Origin of the sequence: Streptomyces sp. NPDC008092 (genome assembly GCF_042957285.1) — a bacterium.
GTDB lineage: Bacteria > Actinomycetota > Actinomycetes > Streptomycetales > Streptomycetaceae > Streptomyces.
In genome coordinates, this window is the sequence record NZ_JBIBHY010000012.1 from 77524 (window position 1) to 100849 (window position 23326).

The 23326-nt window shown below is 73.0% G+C and carries 19 protein-coding genes; 3 read left to right on the forward strand and 16 right to left on the reverse strand.

The genetic code is table 11. The features are described 5' to 3' along the window. Nucleotides 1–61: 61 nt before the first annotated feature. The 13 genes from solA to ACFZB3_RS34200 all read right to left on the reverse strand — a co-directional run bounded on the left by solA (nucleotide 62) and on the right by ACFZB3_RS34200 (nucleotide 14979). A complete protein-coding gene (gene solA / locus ACFZB3_RS34140; protein ID WP_391382364.1) occupies nucleotides 62–2509 on the reverse strand; it encodes an N-methyl-L-tryptophan oxidase in 2448 nt (815 codons plus the stop codon). After that, nucleotides 2506–3963 (reverse strand): aldehyde dehydrogenase family protein, encoded by a 1458-nt coding sequence (locus ACFZB3_RS34145; RefSeq protein ID WP_391382366.1) that lies wholly within the window; start codon nucleotides 3961–3963, stop codon nucleotides 2506–2508. The genes solA and ACFZB3_RS34145 overlap by 4 nt, the downstream gene beginning before the upstream one ends. Before the next feature lie 91 nt (nucleotides 3964–4054). Continuing rightward, nucleotides 4055–4903 carry a creatininase family protein gene (locus tag ACFZB3_RS34150; RefSeq protein WP_391382368.1) on the reverse strand — a complete coding sequence of 283 codons (849 nt, stop codon included), beginning with the start codon at nucleotides 4901–4903 and terminating at the stop codon, nucleotides 4055–4057. Between the two features lie 41 nt (nucleotides 4904–4944). After that, nucleotides 4945–5394: a cytidine deaminase gene (locus ACFZB3_RS34155; RefSeq protein ID WP_391382370.1), complete on the reverse strand. Its 450-nt coding sequence runs from the start codon at nucleotides 5392–5394 to the stop codon at nucleotides 4945–4947. Further along, entirely contained in the window at nucleotides 5391–6155 is a 765-nt protein-coding gene (locus tag ACFZB3_RS34160; RefSeq protein WP_391382372.1) for an amidohydrolase family protein, read from the reverse strand. Before ACFZB3_RS34160 ends, ACFZB3_RS34155 begins: the two co-directional genes overlap by 4 nt. Then, entirely contained in the window at nucleotides 6152–7156 is a 1005-nt protein-coding gene (locus ACFZB3_RS34165; protein WP_391382374.1) for an oligopeptide/dipeptide ABC transporter ATP-binding protein, read from the reverse strand. The genes ACFZB3_RS34160 and ACFZB3_RS34165 overlap by 4 nt, the downstream gene beginning before the upstream one ends. After that, on the reverse strand, nucleotides 7153–8232 hold the full coding sequence (locus ACFZB3_RS34170; protein ID WP_391382883.1) for an oligopeptide/dipeptide ABC transporter ATP-binding protein: 1080 nt from the start codon (nucleotides 8230–8232) through the stop codon (nucleotides 7153–7155). The genes ACFZB3_RS34165 and ACFZB3_RS34170 overlap by 4 nt, the downstream gene beginning before the upstream one ends. Nucleotides 8233–8309: 77 nt before the next feature. Then, on the reverse strand, nucleotides 8310–8999 hold the full coding sequence (locus ACFZB3_RS34175) for an alpha/beta fold hydrolase (RefSeq protein WP_391382376.1): 690 nt from the start codon (nucleotides 8997–8999) through the stop codon (nucleotides 8310–8312). A gap of 5 nt (nucleotides 9000–9004) precedes the next feature. Then, nucleotides 9005–10081, reverse strand: coding sequence for an ABC transporter permease subunit (locus tag ACFZB3_RS34180; protein WP_391382378.1), 1077 nt, complete (start codon nucleotides 10079–10081; stop codon nucleotides 9005–9007). Continuing rightward, on the reverse strand, nucleotides 10078–11010 hold the full coding sequence (locus ACFZB3_RS34185) for an ABC transporter permease subunit (protein WP_391382379.1): 933 nt from the start codon (nucleotides 11008–11010) through the stop codon (nucleotides 10078–10080). The genes ACFZB3_RS34180 and ACFZB3_RS34185 overlap by 4 nt, the downstream gene beginning before the upstream one ends. Further along, nucleotides 11003–12685, reverse strand: coding sequence for an ABC transporter substrate-binding protein (locus tag ACFZB3_RS34190; RefSeq protein WP_391382381.1), 1683 nt, complete (start codon nucleotides 12683–12685; stop codon nucleotides 11003–11005). Before ACFZB3_RS34190 ends, ACFZB3_RS34185 begins: the two co-directional genes overlap by 8 nt. A 378-nt stretch (nucleotides 12686–13063) precedes the next feature. Beyond that, entirely contained in the window at nucleotides 13064–14113 is a 1050-nt protein-coding gene (locus ACFZB3_RS34195; protein WP_391382383.1) for an MHYT domain-containing protein, read from the reverse strand. 215 nt (nucleotides 14114–14328) lie between these two features. Beyond that, nucleotides 14329–14979: an NAD(P)-binding domain-containing protein gene (locus ACFZB3_RS34200; protein WP_391382385.1), complete on the reverse strand. Its 651-nt coding sequence runs from the start codon at nucleotides 14977–14979 to the stop codon at nucleotides 14329–14331. Between the two features lie 212 nt (nucleotides 14980–15191). Here ACFZB3_RS34200 and ACFZB3_RS34205 point away from each other — a divergent pair, with 212 nt between their 5' ends. Both ACFZB3_RS34205 and ACFZB3_RS34210 read left to right on the forward strand, forming a co-directional pair. Continuing rightward, nucleotides 15192–15635: a GNAT family N-acetyltransferase gene (locus ACFZB3_RS34205; RefSeq protein ID WP_391382387.1), complete on the forward strand. Its 444-nt coding sequence runs from the start codon at nucleotides 15192–15194 to the stop codon at nucleotides 15633–15635. Nucleotides 15636–15893: 258 nt separating this feature from the next. Then, complete coding sequence (locus ACFZB3_RS34210; RefSeq protein ID WP_391382389.1) at nucleotides 15894–18296, forward strand: M4 family metallopeptidase; 2403 nt, start codon at nucleotides 15894–15896, stop codon at nucleotides 18294–18296. Between the two features lie 57 nt (nucleotides 18297–18353). Here ACFZB3_RS34210 and ACFZB3_RS34215 read toward each other — a convergent pair whose 3' ends face one another. The 3 genes from ACFZB3_RS34215 to ACFZB3_RS34225 all read right to left on the reverse strand — a co-directional run bounded on the left by ACFZB3_RS34215 (nucleotide 18354) and on the right by ACFZB3_RS34225 (nucleotide 21204). Next, the gene (locus ACFZB3_RS34215) at nucleotides 18354–19553 is read right to left on the reverse strand and encodes a beta-1,3-glucanase family protein (RefSeq protein WP_391382391.1); all 1200 of its coding nucleotides are present in this window, start codon (nucleotides 19551–19553) and stop codon (nucleotides 18354–18356) included. A gap of 159 nt (nucleotides 19554–19712) precedes the next feature. After that, the gene (locus ACFZB3_RS34220) at nucleotides 19713–20468 is read right to left on the reverse strand and encodes a dienelactone hydrolase family protein (RefSeq protein WP_391382393.1); all 756 of its coding nucleotides are present in this window, start codon (nucleotides 20466–20468) and stop codon (nucleotides 19713–19715) included. Between the two features lie 115 nt (nucleotides 20469–20583). Beyond that, nucleotides 20584–21204 carry an L-threonylcarbamoyladenylate synthase gene (locus tag ACFZB3_RS34225; protein WP_391382395.1) on the reverse strand — a complete coding sequence of 207 codons (621 nt, stop codon included), beginning with the start codon at nucleotides 21202–21204 and terminating at the stop codon, nucleotides 20584–20586. Between the two features lie 527 nt (nucleotides 21205–21731). Here ACFZB3_RS34225 and ACFZB3_RS34230 point away from each other — a divergent pair. Beyond that, nucleotides 21732–23261, forward strand: a complete 1530-nt coding sequence (locus ACFZB3_RS34230) for a helix-turn-helix domain-containing protein (protein ID WP_391382887.1) — start codon at nucleotides 21732–21734, stop codon at nucleotides 23259–23261. The last annotated feature ends 65 nt before the right edge of the window (nucleotides 23262–23326 follow it).

The window sequence follows — 23326 nt, forward strand, 5'->3', positions numbered from 1 at the left end:
CGCCCGAGCCGGGCCGGGCCGTACCCCGCGGTCCCGTCTCCGGCCGGCCCGGTGGCGGCCGTCACCGGGCACCGCCGGGAACCAGCCGCGCGGGGGAGAGGAAGTCCAGGTCCGGGCGCGGGAGTTCGCACACCAGGTCGGCCAGGGCGGCCCCGATCGCCGGACCGAACTTGAAGCCGTGCCCCGAACACGCCGAGGCCAGCAGCGCCTGCGGCACCCCGGGCACCTCGCCGACCAGGAACCGCCGGTCCGGTGTCATCGTGTACAGGCACGTCAGGCTCTCCGTGACCGGGCCGGCACCGGGCAGCACCCGCCGCACCGCCCTTGCCAGCAGGGCGAGTTCGGCGTCCGTCGCGGCAGGCCTGGCCGCCTCCGGATCCCACGCGGGACCCGAGTCCAGACCGGCCTTCAGCCCCCGGCCGTCGGCGGCCGGAAAGCCGTAGAGCAGTCCCTCCGGCAGGTCGACCGAGAAGCTGCCCAGCCCGCCGGGCCCGAGCGGTCCCGCCGGGTCCGCGGCGAAGTACGCGTTCACGATCCGGGTGACGGTCAGGTGCGCGGCCAGCGACGGCAGGAGCGACGGTGTCCACGGCCCGGCGCACAGCACCAGCCGACGGGCCCGCACCTCCCCGTCCGGCGTGCGGACGACGACCCCGTCGCCGTCCGGACGCCAGCCCGTGACCCGTGTGCGGTCGGCGATCGTGGCCCCGGCCCGCTCCGCGAGGGCGAGCTGGGCGCGCAGGGCCGCGCGGGCGTCGATGATCCCGGCGGCCGGGTCGTGGACCGCGGTGAACCCCTCGGGCAGCCGCAGCCCCGGGAAGATCCGGGCCGCCTCCGCGCGGTCCACCGCACGGCAGCCCGGACCGCGCAGCGGATCCGGCCGCTCCCCGGGCGCCGCGTACAGCCCGCCGGTCACGTCCACCAGCCGGGTGCCCGCGGCCTGTTCCAGCTCGGACCAGGCGCGGTAGGCGGTGTCGACCAGGCCGTCCCAGTCGGGGTGCGGATAGGCCCGGCGGATCATCCGGGTGGCGCCGTGCGAGGAGCCGCGGTCGTGCCCCGCCGCGAACCGCTCGATCCCCAGTACGTCCAGCCCCCGCTCGGCCAGCTGCCGCAGCGCCGCGCCGCCGTGCACACCGAGCCCGACGACCACCGCGTCGCGGTCGGCGGTCGCGGACGTCCGGGCGGGCCGGGTGCGCGGGAGGTGCGCCGGCGGCCGGGAGAGGGCCGTCGTGGCAGCGGCGGCCGCCGCGGCGGTGACGCCTGCGTCCCGGGCCCCCCGGTCCGTGCCGTGCGGGTCCGCCGCGATCTCCGCGACCGCCTCCACCAGGGCGTCCAGGTCGCCGTCGTCGGTGTACACGTGCACCGACGCCCGCACCACCTTGGCCAGTCCGCGCGGCTCCATGTCCCAGCGGCCGTGGTCCGCCGGGACGGCGATCAGGTACACCCGCCGCAGCGCCAGCCGCCGCTGGACCTCGCTCGCGTCGAGCCCCTCCACCACGAAGGTGACGATCGCCCCGCCCGCCGCCGGCGGGTCGGTGAGCCGTACGCCGGGGACCGCGGCGAGCCGCTCGCGCAGCCGCGCGGCGAGGGCGGACAGCCTGCCGTAGACGGTCGCGGGGCCGAGCGCGTGCAGGTCGGCCAGGGCCGAGCCCAGACCGAGCCGCAGCGCATGAGCGGCCTCCCACAGCTCGAACCGCCGTGCGTCGGGGGCCAGTTCCCAGCTGCGCTCGGCCGTCCAGCGGGCCCCGCGGACATCCGGTGCCTGCGGGGCGAGCCGTTCGAGCAGCGGCCGCCGCACCGCCAGCAGACCCGTGCCGCGCGGACCGCGCAGGAACTTGCGGCCGGTGCCGATCAGCAGGTCGCAGCCGACGGCGGTCATGTCGACGGGCAGCTGGCCCAGCGACTGGGTGGCGTCGAGGAGGAAGGGCACCCCGTGCGCGCCGGTCAGCGCGCCGATGCCGGCGGCCGGCTCGACCAGGCCCGACGAGGTGGGCACATGCGCCGCGGTCACCAGCGCGGCGGGACCGGTGCGCAGCGCCCGCGCCAGGGCCTCCAGATCGGTCGCGCCGTCCGGCCCGTTGGGCAGCACCTCCACCCGGACTCCCGTGTCACGCTCGGCGGCCAGCAGTTGCAGGGCGCTGCTCACATAGCTGGAGCGGGCGGCGAGCACCCGGTCCCCGGGCCGCAGCCGCAACGCCGACACGATCCGCTGCCAGCCGGCGGTGGCGCTCTCGACCAGGGCGATTTCGTCCGCGTCGACACCGAGCAGCCCGGCGGCACGGGTGTACACGGCCGTCAGATCGTCGGCGGCGAGCTTGGCCGCCTCGTAGCCGCCGTGCAGACTCTCGGCGCGCAACTGGGCGATGACCGCCTCGACCGTGCCCGAGGCGAGGAGCGCGGCCCCGGCCGCGTTGAAGTGGTGACCGGTCGCGCACCCCGGGGTGCGGGCCCGTTCGGCGGCCAGGTCGAAACCGGCGGGTGACGGCGGCACCGCCGTCACGGGGGCGCTCACAGCGCCATCGTGATGCTCTTGGGCTCGGTGAACCCGTCGACCGCAGCGTCGCCGAGATCCCTGCCCAGACCGGACTGCTTGCTGCCGCCGAACGCCACGGCGGGGTCGAACTCGTTGTAGGTGTTCACCCATACGGTGCCCGCCTGGAGCGCCGCCGCGGCGCGGTGCGCGCGGCCGAGGTCGGTGGTCCACACCCCTGCCGCGAGCCCGTAGTCGCTGTCGTTGGCGAGCGCGATCGCCTCCTCCTCGGTGTCGAAGGGCAGCACCGCGGCGACCGGTCCGAAGATCTCCTCGCGGGCGATCCGCATGTCCGGTGTGACGTCGGTGAACACCGTGGGCCGCACGAACCAGCCCGGTCCCGGCAGGGGACCGCCGCCCGTCACCGCCTTCGCGCCCTCGGCGAGTCCGAGGTCCAGGTAGCCCGTGACCCGGTCGAACTGCTCCTGGGAGACGAGCGGTCCGATGTTGATCCCGCCCGCGAGGCCGGGACCGATCCGCAGCGCCTCGACGGCCGGCAGCATCCGGTCCAGGAACTCCGCCAGCACCGTCCGCTGCACCAGCAGCCGGCTGCCCGCCGTGCACATCTGCCCGGAGTGCCCGAACACGGCCCGGACGGCGGCCGGTACGGCGGCGTCCAGGTCGGCGTCGGCGAACACCATGTTGGCGGACTTGCCGCCCAGTTCGAGCGTGAGCCGCTTCACGGACGGCGCCGCCGCGGCCATGATCAGCCGCCCCACGTCCGTCGACCCGGTGAACGACACCTTGGCCACGTCGGGATGCGCGACCAGCTCCGCCCCGGTGCGCCCGTCGCCCGTCACCACGTTGACCACGCCCTCCGGCACACCGGCCTCCAGGCACAGCGCGGCCAGCCGCAACGCGGTCAGCGGGGTCTGCTCGGCGGGCTTGACGACCACCGTGCAGCCGGCCGCCAGCGCCGGGGCGAGCTTCCAGGCGGCGATCATGAAGGGGAAGTTCCAGGGGAGTACGGCCGCCACCACGCCCACCGGCTCCCGCACGCTGTACACGTGCCGGCCGGGCCCGGCGGGATGCACCGTGCCGGTCAGCCGGGCCGGAGCGCCCGCGAAATGCCGGATCGCCTGGAGGCCGAGCTCCACGTCACCGCGGGCGCGCTCGATCGCCTTGCCGTTGTCCAGGGTGTCCAGGACCGCCAGCGCCTCGGCGTCCCGCTCCACCAGGTCCGCGAGCCGCAGCAGGACGTCCCGCCGGTCCCGGGGCGGCAGCGCGCGCCAGCGGCCGTCGCGGTGCGCGGCCGAGGCGGCGGCCACCGCCGCGGCCACGTCGTCGGCGTCCGCCGGGGCGATCGTGGTCAGCGGCTCGCGGGTGGCCGGGTCGAGGACCGGGATGCGCCGGGCCGAGGCGCCCGTGGTCCAGGTGCCGCCGACGAGCATGGGCTCGCACTCGGGCAGCCTGGGCAGGGTGATGCTGGGGTCCAAGGTGGTTCTCCTTGTCGTTCGTGGAACGGGCGGCGCGGTTCCGCGGGCGCGATGGGCTCAGGCGGGCTGCCTCGGGGGCGCGCCGGACGGCTCAGGCCGGATCGCCGGGCCGGTGGGCCGCGCTGGGCCAGGGTTCGCGCACGGCCGCCGAGACCGCGCGGGCGGTGGTGAGCACACAGCGGTCGAACTCCGCCCGGCCGTGGGCCGCGTTCGCCTCGGTGACGTCCCTGCCCCACACACCGGTCTCGCTGACCTGGTCCATGCGGTAGTCCCAGAAGGAGTCGACGTCGACGTGCGAGGTGGCCCGCTCCATCCGCACCAGGTCGGGAGCCAGGTGCAGCATCACCGAGGTCTCGAAGTAGTTGGCGTGCATCAGCGCGCGCCCGTACGTGACATGGCCGTCGACCTCGGGTCCCGGGTACATCGTCACGTACCCCAGCGCCCGCACCCGGGCGTCGCGATGACGCACCCTCAGTTTCTCGGCGGACACGTCGAGCGCGCCGTTGTTCCAGATGTGGCCGTTGAGCAGGACGAACTGCCGTACACCGCTGGCGTACAGGGAGTCGATCACGTCCTCCACGACGGCGATCAGGGTCTCGGGGCGCAGCGCGACCGTCCCGGCGAAGCCGCCGTGCGAGGCGGACACGCCGAAGGCCAGCGGCGGCAGCACCGGTACGCCGGTCAGCGCGGACACGCCCAGCGCGACCGCCTCGCAGATCCGGGTGTCCACGGCCAGCGGCAGATGGGGGCCGTGCTGTTCGGTGGCCCCCACCGGGACGATCACGGCGTCACCGCCGGCGACCGTGGTCCCGGCCTCCGGCCAGGTCAGCTCCTCCCACGGCAACGGCGTCCCGGTGCCGCCGAGTTGTGCGGCGAGTGCGGGCACGTCGAGCCCGGTGGGGACGCTCAGGCCGCCTGGCCCTGTGATGACGGACGGCATGTCTCTCCTGTCCTCGGGGGTACGGGGGTCTCGTTCGCCGGTCACCAGCGGCGCCGGCTCTTCTCCGGCAGCAGGTCCAGCGCGCGTGCCGGGACCGGACGGTCGCCGTCGACCGTGGTGAGCCACACGACGGCGTCCGGGCAGTAGTCGCTGATGAGTTCGCGGCACACCCCGCACGGCGCGATGATCCGGAACTGTCCTGCGGGCTTGATCTGCACCGACACCACCGAGGTCACCGCCAGCGGCGCACCGGGGGCGAGCGCGCCGCGCGCGGTGCCCAGGGCGACGCCCTCCGCGCAGATCGAACTGCGCCGGCAGGAGCCCTCGACATGGACGCCGGTGTGGATCCGGCCGTCCGCGGTGCGCAGGGCCGTGGCCACCTCGTGCCGGTCCCGCTGCCACACCCGCTCCAGCAACGCCTGGGCCACGGAGAGGAGTTCGGCGTCCTGCGCGGTCATCACCGGCGGCACGGTCACGGGCGCGGCGGTCATGCGCCGAGCCCCAGCAGGCGGGCCATGTTGCCGCCCTCGACCAGCGCCCGGTCCTTCTCGTCCTCTATCGCCTTGGCGATCTTCATGCGCTCCAGGTCGAAGTCCGAGCCGGGCCACTCGCTGCCCATCAGGATCTGCCGGGGGCCGAGCCGGGCGTAGGCCCGCCTCACGTCGCTCATCAGCGTCGCGGACGTCTCCAGGTAGACGTGCGGCTGCCGTTCGGCCACGATGATCGCCTCCGGCACGTTCCACACCGCGCCCATGTGCGCGATGATCGTCGGCACCCCGGGGTGGTCCCGGGCGATCTCCTCGATGGCGAGCGGCGCGCAGAAGGCGTCGTCCAAGGCGTTGATCAGGACCATCAACCCGCGCCTGGCGCAGGCCTCGAAGACCGGGTCCAGGAGTCCGTGGTCGGCGACGTGGTAGCCGTGCAGGCTCGGGTGCAGCTTCAGCCCCACCAGACCGGCGTCGGCGATCCCGTCGATCTCCTCGATGGCGTCGTCCGCCTGCGGCAGCACCTGGCCGAAACCGAAGAACCGGTCCGGGTGCGCGGCCACCAGCGAGGCGATGAAGTCGTTCTCGATGCGCTGCGCGAGCGAGCACACCATCGCCATGTCCACCCCGGCGGCGTCCATCCGGTCCAGGATGCGGCGCGGCTCGAAGGGCTTGTACGGCGGCGGCGCCTCGCCCTTGCGGGCGCCCGTCAGGTAGTCGGAACGGCCGCGCACGTCCTGGGTGGTGTTGTAGGCGTCGATGATCAAAGCTGGTCCTCACTCACGGGCAGCGGTACGGGCACGGGCACGGGTACGGGGCCGAGGGGCAGGTGGCAGCGGACCCGGCGGCCGGGCGCGATCTCGCGCAGCTCCGGGTGCCGGGTCCGGCACAGGTCGGTGGCGAACGGGCAGCGGGTCCGGAACAGGCAGCCCTCCGGCGGGTCCGCGGGGTCGGGCAGCTCGCCCTCCAGGGGCTGCCGTTCGACCGGCGGGCCGGGCCGCAGCTCCGGCACGCTGGCCAGCAGCGCGGCGCTGTACGGATGGGCCGGGCCGGCGAAGAAGTCGTCCCGGGAGGCGGTCTCGATGATCTCGCCCAGGTACATCACGGCGACCCGGTCGGCGATGTGCCGCACCACCCCGAGGTCGTGGGAGATGAACAGCATCGTCAGGCCCCGGTCGCGCACCAGGTCCGACAGCAGGTTCAGCACCTGGGCCTGGATGGACACGTCCAGCGCGGAGACCGCCTCGTCGGCGACCACGAACCGCGGCGAGGACGCCAGGGCCCGGGCGATGCCGATGCGCTGGCGCTGCCCGCCGGAGAACTCGTGCGGCTTGCGCCCGCCGGCCTCGGCCCCCAGCCCGACGAGTTCGAGGAGTTCGGCGACAGCACGTTCCGCCTCGGCACGGCTCGCGCCCCGGGAGCGCAGCAGCGGTTCGGCGACGATGTCGGCGACCGTACGGCGCGGGTTCAGCGACCCGAACGGGTCCTGGAACACCATCTGGAGCTCGGCCCGGGTCCGCTTCAGGCGCCGGCCGCGCAGCCGGGTCAGATCGGTGCCGAGGAAGTCGATCCGGCCCGCCGACGGTTCCACCACGCGCAGCAGCGCCCGCCCGAGCGTGGACTTGCCGCACCCCGACTCGCCGACCAGACCCAGCGTCTCGCCCTCGGTGATGTCCAGGTCGACGTCCCGCAGTGCCCGCACCCGGCCGCCGGCCCGGCCGGCGTAGTCGACCCGCAGCCCGCGGGCGCTCATCAGGACCTCGCTCATCCGGCGGCTCCCGTCGACCGGGCCGCGCGCGCCCGCACCCGGGCCTGCGCGGTGAGCACACAGGCGTCCAGGTGGGCCGGGCCGCCATGGCGCCGCCGCAGCTCGGGGCGGCTGCCGCAGCCGTCGTGGGCGAACGCGCAGCGCGGCCGGAAGCCGCAGCCCGGCGGCCGCTCGACACCCGCGGGCGGGCTGCCGGGGATGGCCGGCAGCCGCTCGGGCACCGGCCCGTGCAGTGGGGGCACCGAGCCGAGCAGGCCCATCGTGTAGGGGTGCTGAGGGTCGAACAGCACCTCGTCGCGGGTGCCCTCTTCCACGATCCGGCCCGCGTACATCACCGCCACCCGGTCCGCGACCTCCGCGACCACCCCCAGGTCGTGGGTGATCAGCAGCACGGACGTGCCGTGCTCCCGCTGCACCCGCTTCAGCAGCGCCAGCACCTGCGCCTGGATGGTCACGTCCAGCGCCGTGGTCGGCTCGTCGGCGATCAGCACCGCCGGGTCGTTGGCCAGCCCCATCGCGATCATCACGCGCTGGCGCATACCGCCGGACAGCTGGTGCGGATAGGCGCGGGCGGCCCGCGCCGGGCCCGCGATGCCGACCTCGCCGAGCAGTTCGACGGCACGGCTCGCGGCCGTGGCGCGCGGGACGTCGCCATGGGCCCGGATCGTCTCCGCGACCTGGGCGCCCGCCCGGTGCAGCGGGTTGAGCGCGGCCAGCGCGTCCTGGAAGACCACCGCCACGTCCTTGCCCCGCACCCGGCGCAGCTCCCGCTCCGACGCCCCCACCAGCTCCCGGCCCCGGAAGGACACGGAACCCTCGACGTGGGTGCGGGGGCCGCGGTTGAGGCCGACCAGACTCATCGACAGCGCCGACTTGCCGGACCCGGACTCGCCGACCAGCGCGAGGATCTCGCCCCTGCGCAGCGTCAGGTCAACCCCGTCCACGGCGGGCAGCCGGCCCGCGGGCACGTCGAACCCCACCCGCAGACCGCGGACTTCGAGCACCGCCTCCGGAGGGGCCGTATCGGGCAGCCCCTGTGGCCCGGTCGCGTCGGTGGCGCCCGCCTGCGCGGTCATGCCCTGCGAGCCCTGCGGGACGGTCACGCCGTGCGCGCCCTCCGGGACGGTCAGGCCGTGCACACCCTCTGGCGCGCTCATACCGCACCGCCGACGGCCAGCGCCGCCCGGTGGATCAGCTCGGCGACCCGCTCGGGCCACACCAGGGTGGTGTAGTGGCTGCCCGGCACGTGCTCGACGGCCGCCTTCATCCGCTCGGCCATGAAGTTCTGGATCTCCGGGCGCAGCGTGCGGTCGTCGTCGGCGACCAGGTACCAGCTGGGCAGCGACCGCCAGGCCGGGACCCCGGTCGCCTGGGTGAAGATCAGGTTCTCGGCCTTGCGCCCCTCCGCCTCGACGACCGCCCGCTGCTCCTCCGACAGGTCCGGGCCGATCTCCGCCCAGAACTCCGCGCTCGGCTCCGACTTCCACTCGCCGTTCGGACCGCGCCGCATGTACTTGGATATCTCCGCGGGTTCGTAGCGCTCGACGATCCCGTTGACGGTCTCGCCCTCGTCCGGCCCGAACGCCGCGATGTAGACCAGCCCCGCGACCCGCGGGTCCCGCCCTACGTTCGTGATGACCGCGCCGCCGTACGAGTGACCGGCGAGCAGCACCGGGCCGCCGGTGCCCGCGAGCGCGGCGCTGGTCTCCGCGATGTCGTCGGCGAGCGAGGTCATCGGGTTGGTGACCGTGACCGTCCGGTGGCCGCGGGCGGCGAGCAGCGGCTCGACCGCCGACCAGGTGGTGGGCCGTCCGCCGGCACCGTGGACCAGCACGATGTCCATCGCGATCATCCTTTGCGTAGACGCGGGTCGAGGACCGTGCAGAGCAGGTCGACCGCGTGGTTGACGAGGGTGAACAGCAGGGCGATCGCCAGGGCCGCGCCCTGCACCACCGGGTAGTCGCGCTGCAGCACGCCCTGCACGAGGAGGCGTCCGACGCCCGGGTAGGAGAAGACCGTCTCGGTGACCACCGAACCGCCCAGCAGGGACCCGAACTGGAGCCCCAGGACGGTGACGATGGGCAGCCAGGCGTTGCGCAGCACGTGCCGGCGCACCACCGCCCCCTCGCCCAGGCCCTTCATCCGGGCGGTGCGCACGAAGTCGTCGCCGAGCACCTCCAGGACGGAGGCGCGCACGATCCGGGTGATGAACCCGGCCATCGACAGCGCCAGCGTCACCGCGGGCAGGATCAGGTGCTGGAACCACGGCCACACCAGCTCGGGCCGGTCCTGCAGGATCGCGTCGAGCAGGACGAAGCCGGTGGTGGGCCGGTAGTCGAGGGTGCTGGGCAGCCTGCCGAGGACCGGCAGCCAGCGCAGCCACACGCCGAACACCACGATGGCGAGCACCCCGAGCGCGAACCAGGGCAGCGAGAAGCTGACGGTGGCCACGGCCCGGGTCGAGGTGTCGATCCAGCTGCCCCGGCGCAGGGCCGCGACCACTCCGGTGACGACGCCGATCAGCACCGCGACCGTCATCGCCGCGAGGGTGAGCTCCACGGTCGCGGGCAGCGCGTCGCCGAGCAGGCCGAGGACGCCGTTGGAGCCGTAGAACGAGGTGCCGAGCCGCAGATGGACCAGGTCGTCGAGGAAGTGGCCGTACTGGGTGAGCAGCGGCTGGTCCAGGCCGAGGGCCTTGGTGACCCGTTCCTCGTTGGCGTCGAACTGCGAGGCGGAGGCGGTGTTGCCGCCCGCCGCGAGCGAGGTGGCCGGGGAGCCCGGCAGCAGCCGGATCGCCACGAACACCAGAGAGGCCAGCGCGAACAGCACGACCGGGATCACGGCGAGCCTGCGGACGAACACCCAGGCCGCGCCCGTCGGCCGGGGCAGCCGCACCCGGGCCGGCACCCCGGTGCCGGCGCTCACGCCGCGCCCCTCGGGTCGAGGGCGTCCCGCAGGTCGTCGCCGGCGAAGTTGCAGGCCACGACGAACAGCAGGGTGAGGGCCGCGGGCAGCACCACCAGCCGGGGAGCGGTGTACACGAACTCCTGCCCGGCCTGCACCATGTAGCCCCAGTCAGGCGTCGGCGGCTGGATGCCGAGACCGAGGTAGGAGAGCCCGGCCGCGAACCCCGCCGCCACCGACAGCGTCATGACGACCTGGGCGAGCAGCGGGCCGCCGATGTTGGGGAGCACCTCCCGCAGCAGGATGCGGGGCGCCCCGGTGCCGCCGAGGCGGCAGGCCACCACGTAGTCCTTGGCGGCCTCGCGTGCGGTCAGGGTGCGGGCCAGCCGGGCCAGTCCCGGCGCCAGGGAGACACCGATGCCGAGGGTCAGACTGACCGTGCCGGGCCCGGCGGCCGCCACCAGCAGGATCACCAGCAGGATCGACGGGAAGGCCAGCGCCAGGTCCACCAGCCGCATCAGCGCCTGCTCGACCACACCGCCCGCGTATCCGGCGACCAGCCCGACCAGGGTGCCGACGCCGGCCGCGAGCGCGGTCGCCGCGAAGGACACCAGCAGCAGCGGCCGGGCGCCGTGCACCAGCCGGGCCAGCTCGTCCCGGCCCAGGTCGTCGGTGCCCAGCGGATGGCCCGGGGCCCCGGGTGCCAGGAGCGCGGAGGAGGTCTGGCGCAGCGGGTCGGCCGTCACGAGCAGCGGTCCGAGCAGGGCGACCAGCACCGTGGCGGCCAGCAGCAGCCAGGCGAGCAGCGCGGGCCAGGAGCGGGCCACCCGGCGCCTGCGCAGCGCGCCGAGCAGCCGTCGCGCCGGTCCGGGCCGATGCGGGGAGGCCGCGGCGGCGGGGGCCGTGGCCTCCACCGGCACGGCGTCGACCGCGGCGCCGGTCTCAGACACTGGCCTTCTCCATGTAACAGCGGTGGTTGGCCAGCGCGTCGGTGTTCATGCCCTTCACGTCCGCACCGCTGACGACCAGGTTGCTGAAGCAGGCCAGCATCGACAGGACCATGTACTCCTCGGCCCACCGGCGCTGGATCTTCGTGTAGGCGGCGGTGCGCTTCCTGGTGTCGGTGAGGTTCTTGGCCGTGTAGAGGTCGTCGGCGAGCGAGGCGGCGCCCTTCAGGGTGTCCATCCCGGAGAGCTTCGAGCCGTAGATGCTGGTGGGGCTCGCCATCGCGCCGACCATGTCGTCGGGGTCGGGCACGTAGGTGTTGCGCTCCCAGATCATCAGGTCGTGGTAGTCGTCCTCGCCGTCCAGGAGCCGGCTGAAGTAGGTCGCCGGGTCCACCGAGGTGGTGGCCACCTTGAAGCCGACGTCGGTGAGGTTCTGGGCGATGATCTGGGCCGCCTTGGGGTGCCAGGAGTCGCTGGCGGCCATCAGCCGGATGGTCCGCCCCTTGGCCCCGGCCTCCTCGACCAGCCGCTTGGCCTGTGCGGTGTCCTGGGTGCTGAGGTCGGCGAGCGCGGTGTCGTAGCCGCTCTGGGCCGGCGGGATGGCGTAGCCCTGGGGTTCGGCGCCGACGCCGTAGAACGCCTGCGCGAGGATGGCCTTGCGGTTGATGGCCAGGTTGATGGCCTTGCGTACCTTGAGCTCGGGGACCCGGCGGGCGTCGATCATCATGATGGCGTCGGCGTTGTGCGGGGTGTCGTACACCTTCACCGCGCTGTCCTTGCGCAGCTGCGAGACGGCGGAGTAGGGGGCGAACTGGGTCGCGGACACGTCGCCGCTGAGCAGCGAGCTGACGATGGTGGACGGGTCCTGGACCTGGCGCAGCACCAGCCGGTCGATCGGGGGCTTGCCCAGCCGGAAGCCGTCGAAGGCCTCCAGCGTGATGGACTGCCCGGAGGTGGCGGTGGAGAAGGCGAACGGCCCGGTGCCCACGAGGTGCTTGCCGATGTCGGCGCCGTACTTGTCCAGCGCGGCCTTGGAGATGACCCGGCCGCCGATGTCGGAGAGCTTGCCGAGCACGGTCCGGTCGGGCTTCTTGAGGACCATCTTCACGGTCATGTCGTCGGGCGCGGTGAGCGAGGCGACGTTGGCGCCCATGCTCGACAGCGGCCGGGTGGCGCCCTTGGGCAGCGTTTTGTCGTCCGGGTCGAACTGGCGGCCGAGGCTGGCGAGTACGTCGGCGGAGCTGAGGGTGGTCCCGTCGTGGAACTTCACCCCCTTGCGCAGGGTGAAGGTGTAGGTGAGCTTGTCGTCGGACACGGTCCACTTCTCCGCCAGGTCCGGTGTGGGCTCGTTGGTCTCGAAGGAGATGAACGTCAGGCCGCGGCAGATGCAGTCGACGGCCATCCAGTCGCCCAGGGAGGTGTAGAAGGCAGGGTCGTTGACCGCGCTGGTGGCGTCGATGGCGAGGGTGAGCGTGCCGCCCTTCCCGCTGCCGCCCCCGTCCTGGGCCGCGGCGCCGCACGCGGTGAGCAGGGCGGGCAGCCCGAACCCCACGCCCACGCCGAGCAGTCCGGCACCCCGGAGCATCGTCCGGCGCGAGACGTCCCGCGATCCGGCCGCCGGCACCGAGGACAGGGAGGCGGCGGCGGTCGAGGGCGATCCAGATGTGTGGTCCGGCATGGGGCCTCCTTGGGCACCGATCCTGGAAATGGATTAAATCTGTGCTGGATTGGATCCAAAAACATGCTCAGTGGCTCCCGATTCCCTCTCGTGTCCCCGGGGTTAAAGGCGTGTGAAGCGGCCCGGCGCATCCGGCGGCCCGCGCGGCGGCCTCCCGCGCGCCGCGTCGTCGACGGCGGCTCAAAGCGCTCCGTGGGGAGGTCCCGCAGTTGCCGGTACGTTCAACTCGCGGGCAGGGCCGGGCGACCAGGACCGATGCGTCTCATGGCGCGACGTGCGCATGGCGCGACGTGCACCCGGTCTCGTGGGCGAAGCCTGCGGCGGCGCGCGGGTCGGAGCGGGGCGCCGACACCGACGGAACGTTACTGCCCGGGCCGGTCACCATTCGTAGGGGTTCGCGGGGGCGCCGTACGGGTCCTGCGGACCGGGCGCGGGGTGGTCGGGCAGGCCGAACCGGCCGGTGCCGCGGGGCGCCGGGCGGCCCGGGGTGCCGTACCGGTCCGCGGCGGACGGTGCGGTGTGCCCCGCCCCGCCGTGCCGGCCGGTGCCGTCGGGTGCCGGGCGCGACGCGCGGCCGCCGCGGCTCCGGGGGGTGCGGGGGCCGCGCCTGGCCGGCGGGACCGGGCGCTGTGCGCGCGGTGACGCCGGCGGCGGACCGCTCTGCCCGGCAGCCCGCCGGTTCCAGTCCCCTTCGCCGAGGACCAGCAGCGGGTCGAACATCACCACCACCCCGGCCAGCAGCAGGAACACGACCGGGCCGAGCAGCATGGGCAGCAGCAGCGAGGTCGGTGACGCGCTCGACCACGAGGTGGCGGACGCCGGGTGCACGTCGACGCTCACCGCCGCCATGGCGGTGTAGTGCATGCCGGACACCGCGAGGCCCATCACCAGGCTGGCGCCCAGACTCGCGGTGAAGCCCCGCACCGACACGGCCGCCCACAGCGCAGCCGTCGCCGCCGCGATCGCGATCAGGACGGAGAGGGCGACCGTCACCCGGTCGTAGTGAATCGTTCCGTCAAAGCGGAGCGCGGCCATGCCCAGGTAGTGCATCGCGGCCACGCCGAGGCCGGTGATCACGCCCGCCGTCCAGAGCGTCGCCGCGGTCGCGCCCCGGTAGCCGACCGCGAACACACCGATGCCGACCACCAGGATCGCCACCGCCAGGCTGAGCAGGGTCAGCCCCAGGTCGTAGTGGATCGTGGTCTCCTGGACATGGAAGCCGATCATCGCGATGAAGTGCATCGTCCAGATGCCGCAGCCGATCGAGGCCGCCCCCAGGGCGAGCCAGCCGGGCCGCCACGACTCCCCGTGGTGGTACAGCGACCTGACGATGCAGCGCAGCCCCAGCGCCCCGCCCAGACAGGCCATCAGATAGGCCGCGACCGGAGTCACCGCGCCGTAGTGGAAACCGTCCGTCGTGCCGTGCATGTGTGCAACTCCCCCCAGAGTCACCGCTGTTGTGGGGGAAGGTACTACGCACCGGGGGCCTGCGCGGGGGCGTTCACCGGGACTTCAGCTGCCCCTCGGGAACCACGGGCCGGCACAGCTGCCGCATGAGCGGTTTCCGGCCGGGGCACGGGAAGGGCACAGAAGGAGGGATCCGGGAGGGGGGATTTTAGGAAGAGGGATTCAGGAAGAGGGGTTCAGGGCGCGACGATCTTGATCGCGCTCATCCAGCCGTGCCCCTCCGGCCGCGTCTGCAGGGCCATGTGCAGCAGCTGGATGCCCTCCAGCTCCCGGGCGTGCCGCAGTCCGCCGACGACCACCGGGTTGAGCCCGCCGGAGGCGACCAGCTCGGCCACCTGGTCGCGGGCCGCCGCGTCGTCGCCGGCGATGAACACGTCCAGCGGCAGCCCGCCCACCTCGCCCGCGACCAGCGAGCCCGCGAACGTGGTGTTGAAGGCCTTCACCATGCGCGTGCCCGGCGCGGCGGCCTCGGCCAGCTGCTGGGCGCCGGAGCTGTCCGGGGGCACCGTGAGCGAGTCGAAGGTCGCGAAGTCCACCGGGTTGGAGATGTCGACGACGGTCTTCCCGGCGAGCTGGTCCCCGTACTCGGTCACGACCTGCCTGGCCGCGTCGAACGGCACGGCCAGCACCACGACGTCCGCCGACCCGACGGCGTCCGGCACGGCGGGCGCCACGTCCGCACCCGGCGTCCGCTCACCGAGGGCGTCGGCGAGCGCCGTGGCCTTGGCCGGATCCGTACCGACGAGCCGGACCGTGTGCCCGCCCGCCAGGGCCCGGGTGGCGATACCGCCCGCCATGTTGCCTGTGCCGACGATGAAGACCCGCATGCGCTTGAACCCCTTCCGTGGGGTGGGAGCTGCCGACGGCCGGTCCGGGGATGCGAGGCTGTCGCATTCGTTCTGAATCATGATAAATCGGTCGGCCCGGCCCGGCTCGGGCTGGTGCTCGAAGCGGGGCGTGCGCGTCGATGGCCCGGCAGCCCACCGGATTCCCCGCCCCGCTCCCTCGGTGGCCGGCCGTCGTGGATAGCGTGTCGATCATGACGGACTGGAGGATGCGGCCGGCGTCGGACGCGGACGTCGAGGCGGTGGCCGAACTGCGTGCCGTCGTCATGCGGGACGACCTGGAACGGCTCGGGCGGTACGACGAGCGCCGCGTCCGGCAGCGGCTGCGGGACGGGTTCGACGCGGCCCACACCTGGGTGATCGAGGTGGGCGGTACCTTCGCCGGCTGTGTGGCGCTGCGGCCTGCCGGGGACGCCCGCTGGCTGGAACACTTCTATCTCGCCCCGCACGCACAGGGCGGCGGCATCGGCTCGGCCGTGCTGGGCGAGTTGCTGGCTCGGTGCGACCGGGAGGGCGTCCCTGTCCGGCTGAACGTCCTGCAGGGCAGCGCGGCCCGGCGGCTGTACGAGCGCCATGGCTTCCTGGCCGAGTCCGAGGACCGGGTCGACGTGTTCATGGTGCGTCCGCCGGCCCCGTGAGCGCCGTTCCCTCCCGACCGCCCCACCGTGCATAGGGAAAACCCTCGAACGACTCCGACCTGGCTGACATGTGCGGGTCAAATCTGGAATCCTCGCTCAGCACACGCTTTCTCCCTGGCGTGTCCACGGATCACGGACCACGCACCGCGGTCCCCGGATCCCGGTCCCCGCACAGCTCAGCTCGTCCCGGACAGCACATCCCCGTCTGCCCGGTCTGTCACCGGCCGCGACCCGGCGGCCGCAGCAGGAGGAGTACGAGTGAGACGTCTTCCCCACAGACGGGCCACGGTAGGAGCCGCCCTGGTCTCCACCGCGGCCTTCCTCGCCGTCGGCATCCAGTCGGTCCCGGCGAACGCCAAGCCCGCCGCCCCCCACCCGAGCCCCGTTCGCAGCGGCGGCCTGGAGGCGAAGCTCACCCCCGCCCAGCACACCGCGCTCATCAAGGGTGCCCAGCAGAAGACCACCACGACCGCCCGCACCCTCGGCCTCGGCGCCAAGGAGAAGCTGGTCGTCAAGGACGTCACCAAGGACAACGACGGTACCCTGCACACCCGTTACGAGCGCACCTACGACGGCCTGCCCGTCCTCGGCGGCGACCTGATCGTGCACACCCCGCCCGCCTCCTTCGCGGCGGGCACGGTGAGCACCACCTTCAACAACAAGCACACCATCACCGTCCCCACGGTCAGCGCGGCCTACAGCAAGTCCGCCGCCCAGACCAAGGCGCTCAAGGCGGCCAGGGCCCTCGACGCGCAGAAGCCCGTCGCCGACAGCGCCCGCAAGGTGATCTGGGCCGGCAACGGCACCCCGAAGCTCGCCTGGGAGACCGTGATCGGCGGCTTCCAGGACGACGGCACGCCCAGCAAGCTGCACGTCGTCACGGACGCCACCACCGGCAAGGAGCTGTACCGCTACCAGGCCGTCCAGACGGGCACCGGCAACACCCAGTACAGCGGCACGGTCACCCTGAACACGACGCTGTCGGGTTCGACGTACCAGCTGTACGACACCACGCGCGGCGGCCACAAGACGTACAGCCTCAACAACGGCACGTCGGGCACCGGCACCCTGATGACCGACACCGACGACGTCTGGGGCACCGGATCCGGCTCCAACACCCAGACCGCCGGCGCCGACGCCGCCTACGGCGCCCAGATGACCTGGGACTTCTACAAGAACACCTTCGGGCGCAGCGGCATCAAGAACGACGGCGTCGCCGCCTACTCCCGCGTCCACTACAGCAGCAGCTACGTCAACGCCTTCTGGGACGACGACTGCTTCTGCATGACCTACGGCGACGGCTCCGGCGGCACCCACGCCCTGACCTCGCTCGACGTCGCGGGCCACGAGATGAGCCACGGTGTCACGTCGAACACCGCCGGTCTCAACTACACCGGTGAGTCGGGCGGGTTGAACGAGGCGACCTCCGATATCTTCGGCACCGGCGTGGAGTTCTACGCCAACAACTCGTCCGACGTCGGCGACTACCTCATCGGCGAGAAGATCGACATCAACGGCGACGGCACGCCGCTGCGTTACATGGACAAGCCGAGCAAGGACGGCTCGTCGGCGGACAGCTGGTACTCCGGTGTCGGCAACCTCGACGTGCACTACTCCTCGGGTCCGGCGAACCACATGTTCTACCTGCTGTCCGAGGGCAGTGGCACCAAGACCATCAACGGCGTCACCTACACCAGCACCACCTCCGACGGCGTCGCCGTCGCCGGCATCGGCCGGGCCGCGGCCCTGCAGATCTGGTACAAGGCGCTGACGTCGTACATGACGTCCAGCACCAACTACGCGGCCGCCCGCACCGCCGCCCTGAACGCGGCCGCGGCGCTGTACGGCACCAGCTCCACCCAGTACGCGGGTGTCGGCAACGCGTTCGCCGGCATCAACGTCGGCAGCCACATCACCGTGCCCACCTCGGGCGTCACGGTCACCAACCCGGGCAGCCAGTCCTCGACCGTCGGCACCGCAGTGAGCCTGCAGATATCGGCGAGCAGCACCAACAGCGGCTCGCTGACCTACGCGGCGACCGGCCTGCCGACCGGCCTGTCGATCAGCAGCTCCACCGGCGCCATCACCGGCACACCCACGACGGCGGGCACCTACAGCACCACCGTCACGGTGACCGACTCGACGGGCGCCACCGGCACGGCCTCCTTCACCTGGACCGTCAGTTCCAGCGGCGGCGGGGGCACCTGCACCTCCACGCAGCTGCTGGGCAACCCGGGCTTCGAGTCGGGCAACACCACCTGGACGGCGACCAGCGGTGTCATCACCAACTCCAGCAGTGAGGCCGCCCGTACCGGTTCCTACAAGGCGTGGCTCGACGGCTACGGCTCGACCCACACCGACACGTTGTCCCAGTCGGTGACGATCCCGTCCGGCTGCACCGCCACCACGTTCACCTTCTACCTGCACGTCGACACGGCCGAGACCACCACCAGCACCCAGTACGACAAGCTGACGGTCACCGCCGGTTCGACCACCCTGGCCACGTACTCCAACCTCAACGCGGCCTCCGGCTACGTGCAGAAGTCCTTCAGCCTCGGGTCCTACGCGGGCTCGACTGTCACCCTGAAGTTCAGCGGTGTCGAGGACTCCTCGCTCCAGACCAGCTTCGTCGTCGACGACACCGCCGTCACGACCGGCTGACCCGGCGCGGACCGGAGTCCCGCACCCGCGAGCCGGGTGCGGGACTCTCGCGCGGGGTCAGCTCAGCGGGTCCAGCGTGAGGTACGCCTGCTGCGGACTGCCGTCGTTGACCAGCGACTCCTGGTTGCCGACGTCGTCGAAGGCGAAGGCGTACGCCTTGCCGTCGGCCATCTGGGCGTGGACGGCGCGCGCGTACTGGTTGGTCACCGAGTCCTTGTAGAAGTCGGCCGGGTTGGTGTCCGGCTGGTTCGGACTCGTGAGCAGCGTGGACCGGTTGAAGCCCGCGCACAGGGTGCGCGATATCGGGCCGCGTACCAGGTCGTTGGGTGCGTCGAGCAGGTTGTGGCAGCCGAAGATGCTGCCCGCGTCGGGCTTCTGGAAGCTCGTCACCACCGCTCCGGCGGAGTTGGTGAAGTTCATGACGTTCCCCGAGACCCGGCCGTAGTACCTGGTGTTCGGCTGGTCGGCGAAGGGCGTGACGGTCAGGGTCGAGGTCGAGTACTTCGACCAGACCCGGTTCACGTAGTCGCTCATGACGGTCGACGCCAGCGCCCCGGTCTCCACGCCGTACAGCGGGGAGAGCGCGCGGAGCACGGTGCCGTCGGAGCGGGTCTGGACCAGGTTGGCCCAGCCGCCCGACTGGCCGCGCAGGGCGCTGAAGAACCCGTTGTAGCCGCCCGACTTGAGATGCCCGGTGGTGGCCGTGCTGCCGTCGGACCGCTGCACCCCGACCGCGTACGGCACCGAGAACATGTCCACCTGGGTGCTGTTGATCCACAGACCCGAGTCGTTCAGCGTGTACTCGGACCAGTTGAAGAGGATGTTCCGGTTCGGGTCGGTCGGGTTCTGCACCGCGGGCTGCACCAGACCGCCGGTGGTCAGCCTGAAGTCGAGCTTCTGGCCGTAGGAGAAGTAGATCCGGCCGGAGAACTTCGGGATCCGGATCGTCTTCGACTGGCCCGCCGCCGGGCCCGTGATCGAGGCGTCCGGTGCCGGGGTCGGCGGGTTCCCGCCGGCCGGCCAGGCGTGGAAGGCGCCGTTCGCGTCGGCCCAGCCCTGCTGTCCCGTGGAGAGCTGGGTGCCGAGGTCGTAGACGTACACCTGGTCGGTGCGGCCGGAGTTGTTGGTGATCTTCAGGGGGATGGTGTCCGGTACGGCCGCGCCGGCCGGTGCCGGCGTGCCCAGGGTGAGCGCCCCGCCGATCAGCGCCGCCGCGGCCGTGAGCGGCAGCGCCCGGCGTACGAGTCCTGTGCGCACTCTCCACCTCCGTGTGGGGTCGGGGTTGGCCCGGAAATTGGTCCGGACCAATTCTGAGAGCGCTCTCAGGCTGACGGTCGGTCGGGTCCATGTCAATAACATGGACGAAATCGGGGGCCCGTCGGTCGACGGGCCCCCAAAACCGGTGCGGCGGGTGGATCAGAAGGTGCGCTTCAGCAGGTCGAGCAGCGCCGCCCAGTGCCGCTCGTCGGCCTCGGCGGAGTAGGCCGGGGTGTCGGCCTGCGTGTAGCCGTGGTCGGCGCCCCGGTAGATCTCGCACGTGTTGCGAACCCCGGCGGCGTCGAGCGCCTCCTGGAAGGTGGTGATCTGCTCCTCCGTCATCGACTGGTCCTGGTCCGCGAAGCCGAAGTACAGCTCCGCGGTGATGGGGCCGACCGTCAGGTGCGGGCTGTCCGGGGTGTCGGTGACCAGCCGGCCGCCGTGGAAGCCGGCCGCCGCGGCGACCCGCTCCGGGAAGACGACGGCGGTCCCCACGGCCAGCCGGGCGCCCATGCAGTAACCGGTGATGCCGACCGGTCCGTCGGCCACCAGCGGGCTGTCGGCCAGCCAGTTCAGGTAGGCGTCGGCGTCCCGCGTGACACGCTCGGGCGTCAGCGTCTGCATGACCGGCATGATCCGCTGCCAGATCGTGGGGTCCACGGAGGGGTCGATGAACTCGGGGAGGTCGATCACCGGCGTGCGGCCGCTGCGGTAGAAGACGTTCGGGATCAGCACCGTGTAGCCCGCACGGGCGAGCCGGTCCGCCATCGACTTCAGGTGCGGGCGGATCCCGTAGGCGTCCTGGTAGAACAGCACGCCCGGGTGGGGGAGTCCGTCGGCGGGGTGGGCCAGGTAGGCGTCGGCGACACCGTCCTCGGTGGTGATGTCCACGTCGGTTCCCTGTACGGCGGTCATGGCGCAAGTGCCTCTCTGTGGAGTCGGCGTCGGGGCGCGGGACACCCGGCGCGGCATGTCCTGATCATCGTGACACGCGACGGTGGGGGAGCCGCTCCGGGGGAGCCGGAAGCGGTCACTCGAAGCGCGCGGTGTCTCCCGCGCCCCGGCGGACGATCTCCGCCTCCCCACTGGAGAAGTCGATGACCGTGGTCGGCTCGGTGCCGCACTCCCCGGAGTCGACCACCGCGTCCACCTGGTGGTCCAGCCGGTCCTTGATCTCCCAGCCCAGTGTCAGCGGCTCCTTCTCGTCCGGCAGCAGCAGGGTGCTGGACAGCAGCGGCTCGCCCAGCTCGGCCAGCAGCGCCTGGGTGACCACGTGGTCGGGGATGCGGACGCCGACGGTCTTCTTCTTCGGGTGCAGCAGTTTGCGCGGCACCTCCCGGGTCGCCGGGAGGATGAAGGTGTAGCTGCCGGGCGTCGACGCCTTCACGGCCCGGAACACGTCGTTGTCCACCCGCACGAACTGACCGAGCTGCGCGAAGTCCCGGCACATCAGCGTGAAGTGGTGCCGGTCGTCCAGATGCCGGATGGTACGGATCCGGTCGATGCCGTCCCGGCTGCCGAGCTGGCAGCCCAGCGCGTAGCAGGAGTCGGTCGGATATGCGATGAGCGACCCCGAGCGGACCGCGTCGGCGATCTGCGAGATGCTGCGCGGCTGCGGGTTGTCGGGGTGCACGTCGAAGTACTTCGCCATCCGTCGAGCTTATGCCGTACGGCGACTTCCGGCCGACCGGGCCGGGCCGAGCGCTCCGCCGCGACCGCCGCGATACGCCGTCTGCTGGGGGCGGAGCCGTCGTGGCCGGTCGCGCGCTGGTCCTCCCTCGGCCTTCGGCCGGGGCTGCCCACAACGCTGGTTCGGGGCGCTGCCGAACCGCGACAGGCCGCGCCGGACCCGCTTGGACCGTACCCGGTCCGGGCCGGGTGCGAGCGGGACCCCGGCCCGGCCACGTCGTGTTCCGGTCGGGTGGGCCCGCTTCGGCCGTCGCCGGCCACGGAGCCGGCGGCTTCGGAAATTGGTCGGCATGACCGGTGGATTCCGGGGCAGCCGACGATCGAGCCACCCCGGGACCCTCCCCCCGGCCCCGGGTGGGGCTTCCTTCGCCGGCGGCCCTTCCCCCGAGGGCCGCCGGCGAAGCCGTGCCCGGTGACCGGGACCAGGCGTCGTTCATCGGGTAACGTCCGTAGACCGTGGCCGACGCGAGGGACGAGGGGCAGATCGAGATGGCAGGCCGAGCAGGCGAGGGCCCGCAACACCCGGTACTCCACGGCGACGGATGGGCCGAGCGGCTCCTCGGCCATCTGCGTCCCGGCGCCCGCGACCCGCGCCGGGTCGTCGCCTGGCTGGCCGGCGCCGTGCAGGGGACCGTCTGCCTCCAGGACGCCGACGGCACCCTGCTCGCCGGCACCAGGATCCCCCTCGACGCGGGGCTCGCGGCCGACGTGGCGGCCGGACGGATCTCCGCCGCCGCCGTCCAGGACGACGACCGTCACCTGCGGCTGGTCGCGGTCCGCGCCCCCGACTCCCGTCCGGCGGCCGCCGGGCTGCTCGCCGTCGCCCGCGCGACCCCCTTCGACCGGCGCGCCGCCGAGATCGTCACCCACACCGCCGGCGTCGTCGAACTCCTGCTGCGCGAGCGGGAACTGACGGCCGCCGGGCACCGGCTCCGGCGCGCCGCCGCCGACCTGCGCCTGGCCATCCTGCAACTCCTGATGGTGGAGGACACCGTCTCCGCCCGCCGCGTCGCCGCCGGCCTGTGGCCCGGACTGCTCGACACCGACAGCGCCAGCGTCTACATCGTCGAGGGGCACCCGGCGGAACGCGACGGCCTCGCCGAGGACTGCCTTGTCGTGACCCGGGGCCAGGCCCTCGTCGTGCGCTGCCCCGCCATGGACGGCCACGTCATCGTCCTCAGCCCCGTGCCCGCGACCACGCAGCGGCTGCGCTCCCTCGTCGACGGCCGACCCGGCACCTTCCTCGGCGGCAGCGTCCGGCAGAGCCTGGCCCAGACGTCCACCGCCTACGGCCAGGCCGTCAGCGCCCTCGCCGTCGCCCACTTCCGCCCCGACCAGGCCGCCGTCTACGCCGAACGCACCCACCCGGAACGCCTGATGGATCCGGACGCGCTGCACGCCTGGTCCGCCGCTGTGCTGCGGCCGCTCGACACCCTGCCCCACCACACCCGCGCGGAACTCCTCGCCACCACCCGTCTCGGCCTGGAGTTCACCGCCGTCAGCGCGGCCAAGGTCCTCGGCGTCAGCCGCAACACCGTGCGCGCCCGCATGGACCGGGTCGAGGCACTGCTGGGCGCGGACTTCTCCGACCTCACCGTGCGCGCCGCCGCCCATCTGGCCCTCAACACCCAGGCGGCCCTGACGGAGGAGCTGGCCGCCGCGCTGCCGCGGCCGTCCGGCGCCCGCCTCTGCGACCTGCTGGCCGGCCCGGCGCTGCGCGCCTGGGCGCACGACCTCCTGGACCGCCTGGACCGGGACGGCCGCGACCTGCGCGGCACCCTGCGCGCCTGGATCGCCGCCGGCGGCAACGCCGAACGCGCCGCCCACGGTCTGGGCGTGCACGCCCAGACCGTCCGCGAACACGTCCGGGGCGCCGAACCCGTCCTGGAACGCCAGCTGTTGGCCGCCGGCACCGACCTCTACGAGGTGGTGCTGGCCCATCTCGCCCTCGGGGACCTCGCCGTACCCACCCTGCTGCGGGCGAATCCGGGCCAACCGGACTCACCTGTGCACGGGTGAGTCCTCGGCACCCCCGAACGGGCATCGGCGCGATACCCAAGGGCCGGATCCGGACGTAAGTTCAC

Coding starts and splice junctions, on each gene's coding strand:
- ACFZB3_RS34155 (WP_391382370.1), bottom strand. CDS start 5,394: ATGACCGCCGCGCCCGTGACCGTGCCGCCGGTGATGACCGCGCAGGAC.
- ACFZB3_RS34175 (WP_391382376.1), bottom strand. CDS start 8,999: ATGGACATCGTGCTGGTCCACGGTGCCGGCGGACGGCCCACCACCTGG.
- ACFZB3_RS34165 (WP_391382374.1), bottom strand. CDS start 7,156: ATGAGCGAGGTCCTGATGAGCGCCCGCGGGCTGCGGGTCGACTACGCC.
- ACFZB3_RS34200 (WP_391382385.1), bottom strand. CDS start 14,979: ATGCGGGTCTTCATCGTCGGCACAGGCAACATGGCGGGCGGTATCGCC.
- ACFZB3_RS34150 (WP_391382368.1), bottom strand. CDS start 4,903: ATGCCGTCCGTCATCACAGGGCCAGGCGGCCTGAGCGTCCCCACCGGG.
- ACFZB3_RS34195 (WP_391382383.1), bottom strand. CDS start 14,113: ATGCACGGCACGACGGACGGTTTCCACTACGGCGCGGTGACTCCGGTC.
- ACFZB3_RS34230 (WP_391382887.1), top strand. CDS start 21,732: ATGGCAGGCCGAGCAGGCGAGGGCCCGCAACACCCGGTACTCCACGGC.
- ACFZB3_RS34225 (WP_391382395.1), bottom strand. CDS start 21,204: ATGGCGAAGTACTTCGACGTGCACCCCGACAACCCGCAGCCGCGCAGC.
- ACFZB3_RS34220 (WP_391382393.1), bottom strand. CDS start 20,468: ATGACCGCCGTACAGGGAACCGACGTGGACATCACCACCGAGGACGGT.
- ACFZB3_RS34190 (WP_391382381.1), bottom strand. CDS start 12,685: ATGCCGGACCACACATCTGGATCGCCCTCGACCGCCGCCGCCTCCCTG.
- ACFZB3_RS34170 (WP_391382883.1), bottom strand. CDS start 8,232: ATGACCGCGCAGGCGGGCGCCACCGACGCGACCGGGCCACAGGGGCTG.
- ACFZB3_RS34205 (WP_391382387.1), top strand. CDS start 15,192: ATGACGGACTGGAGGATGCGGCCGGCGTCGGACGCGGACGTCGAGGCG.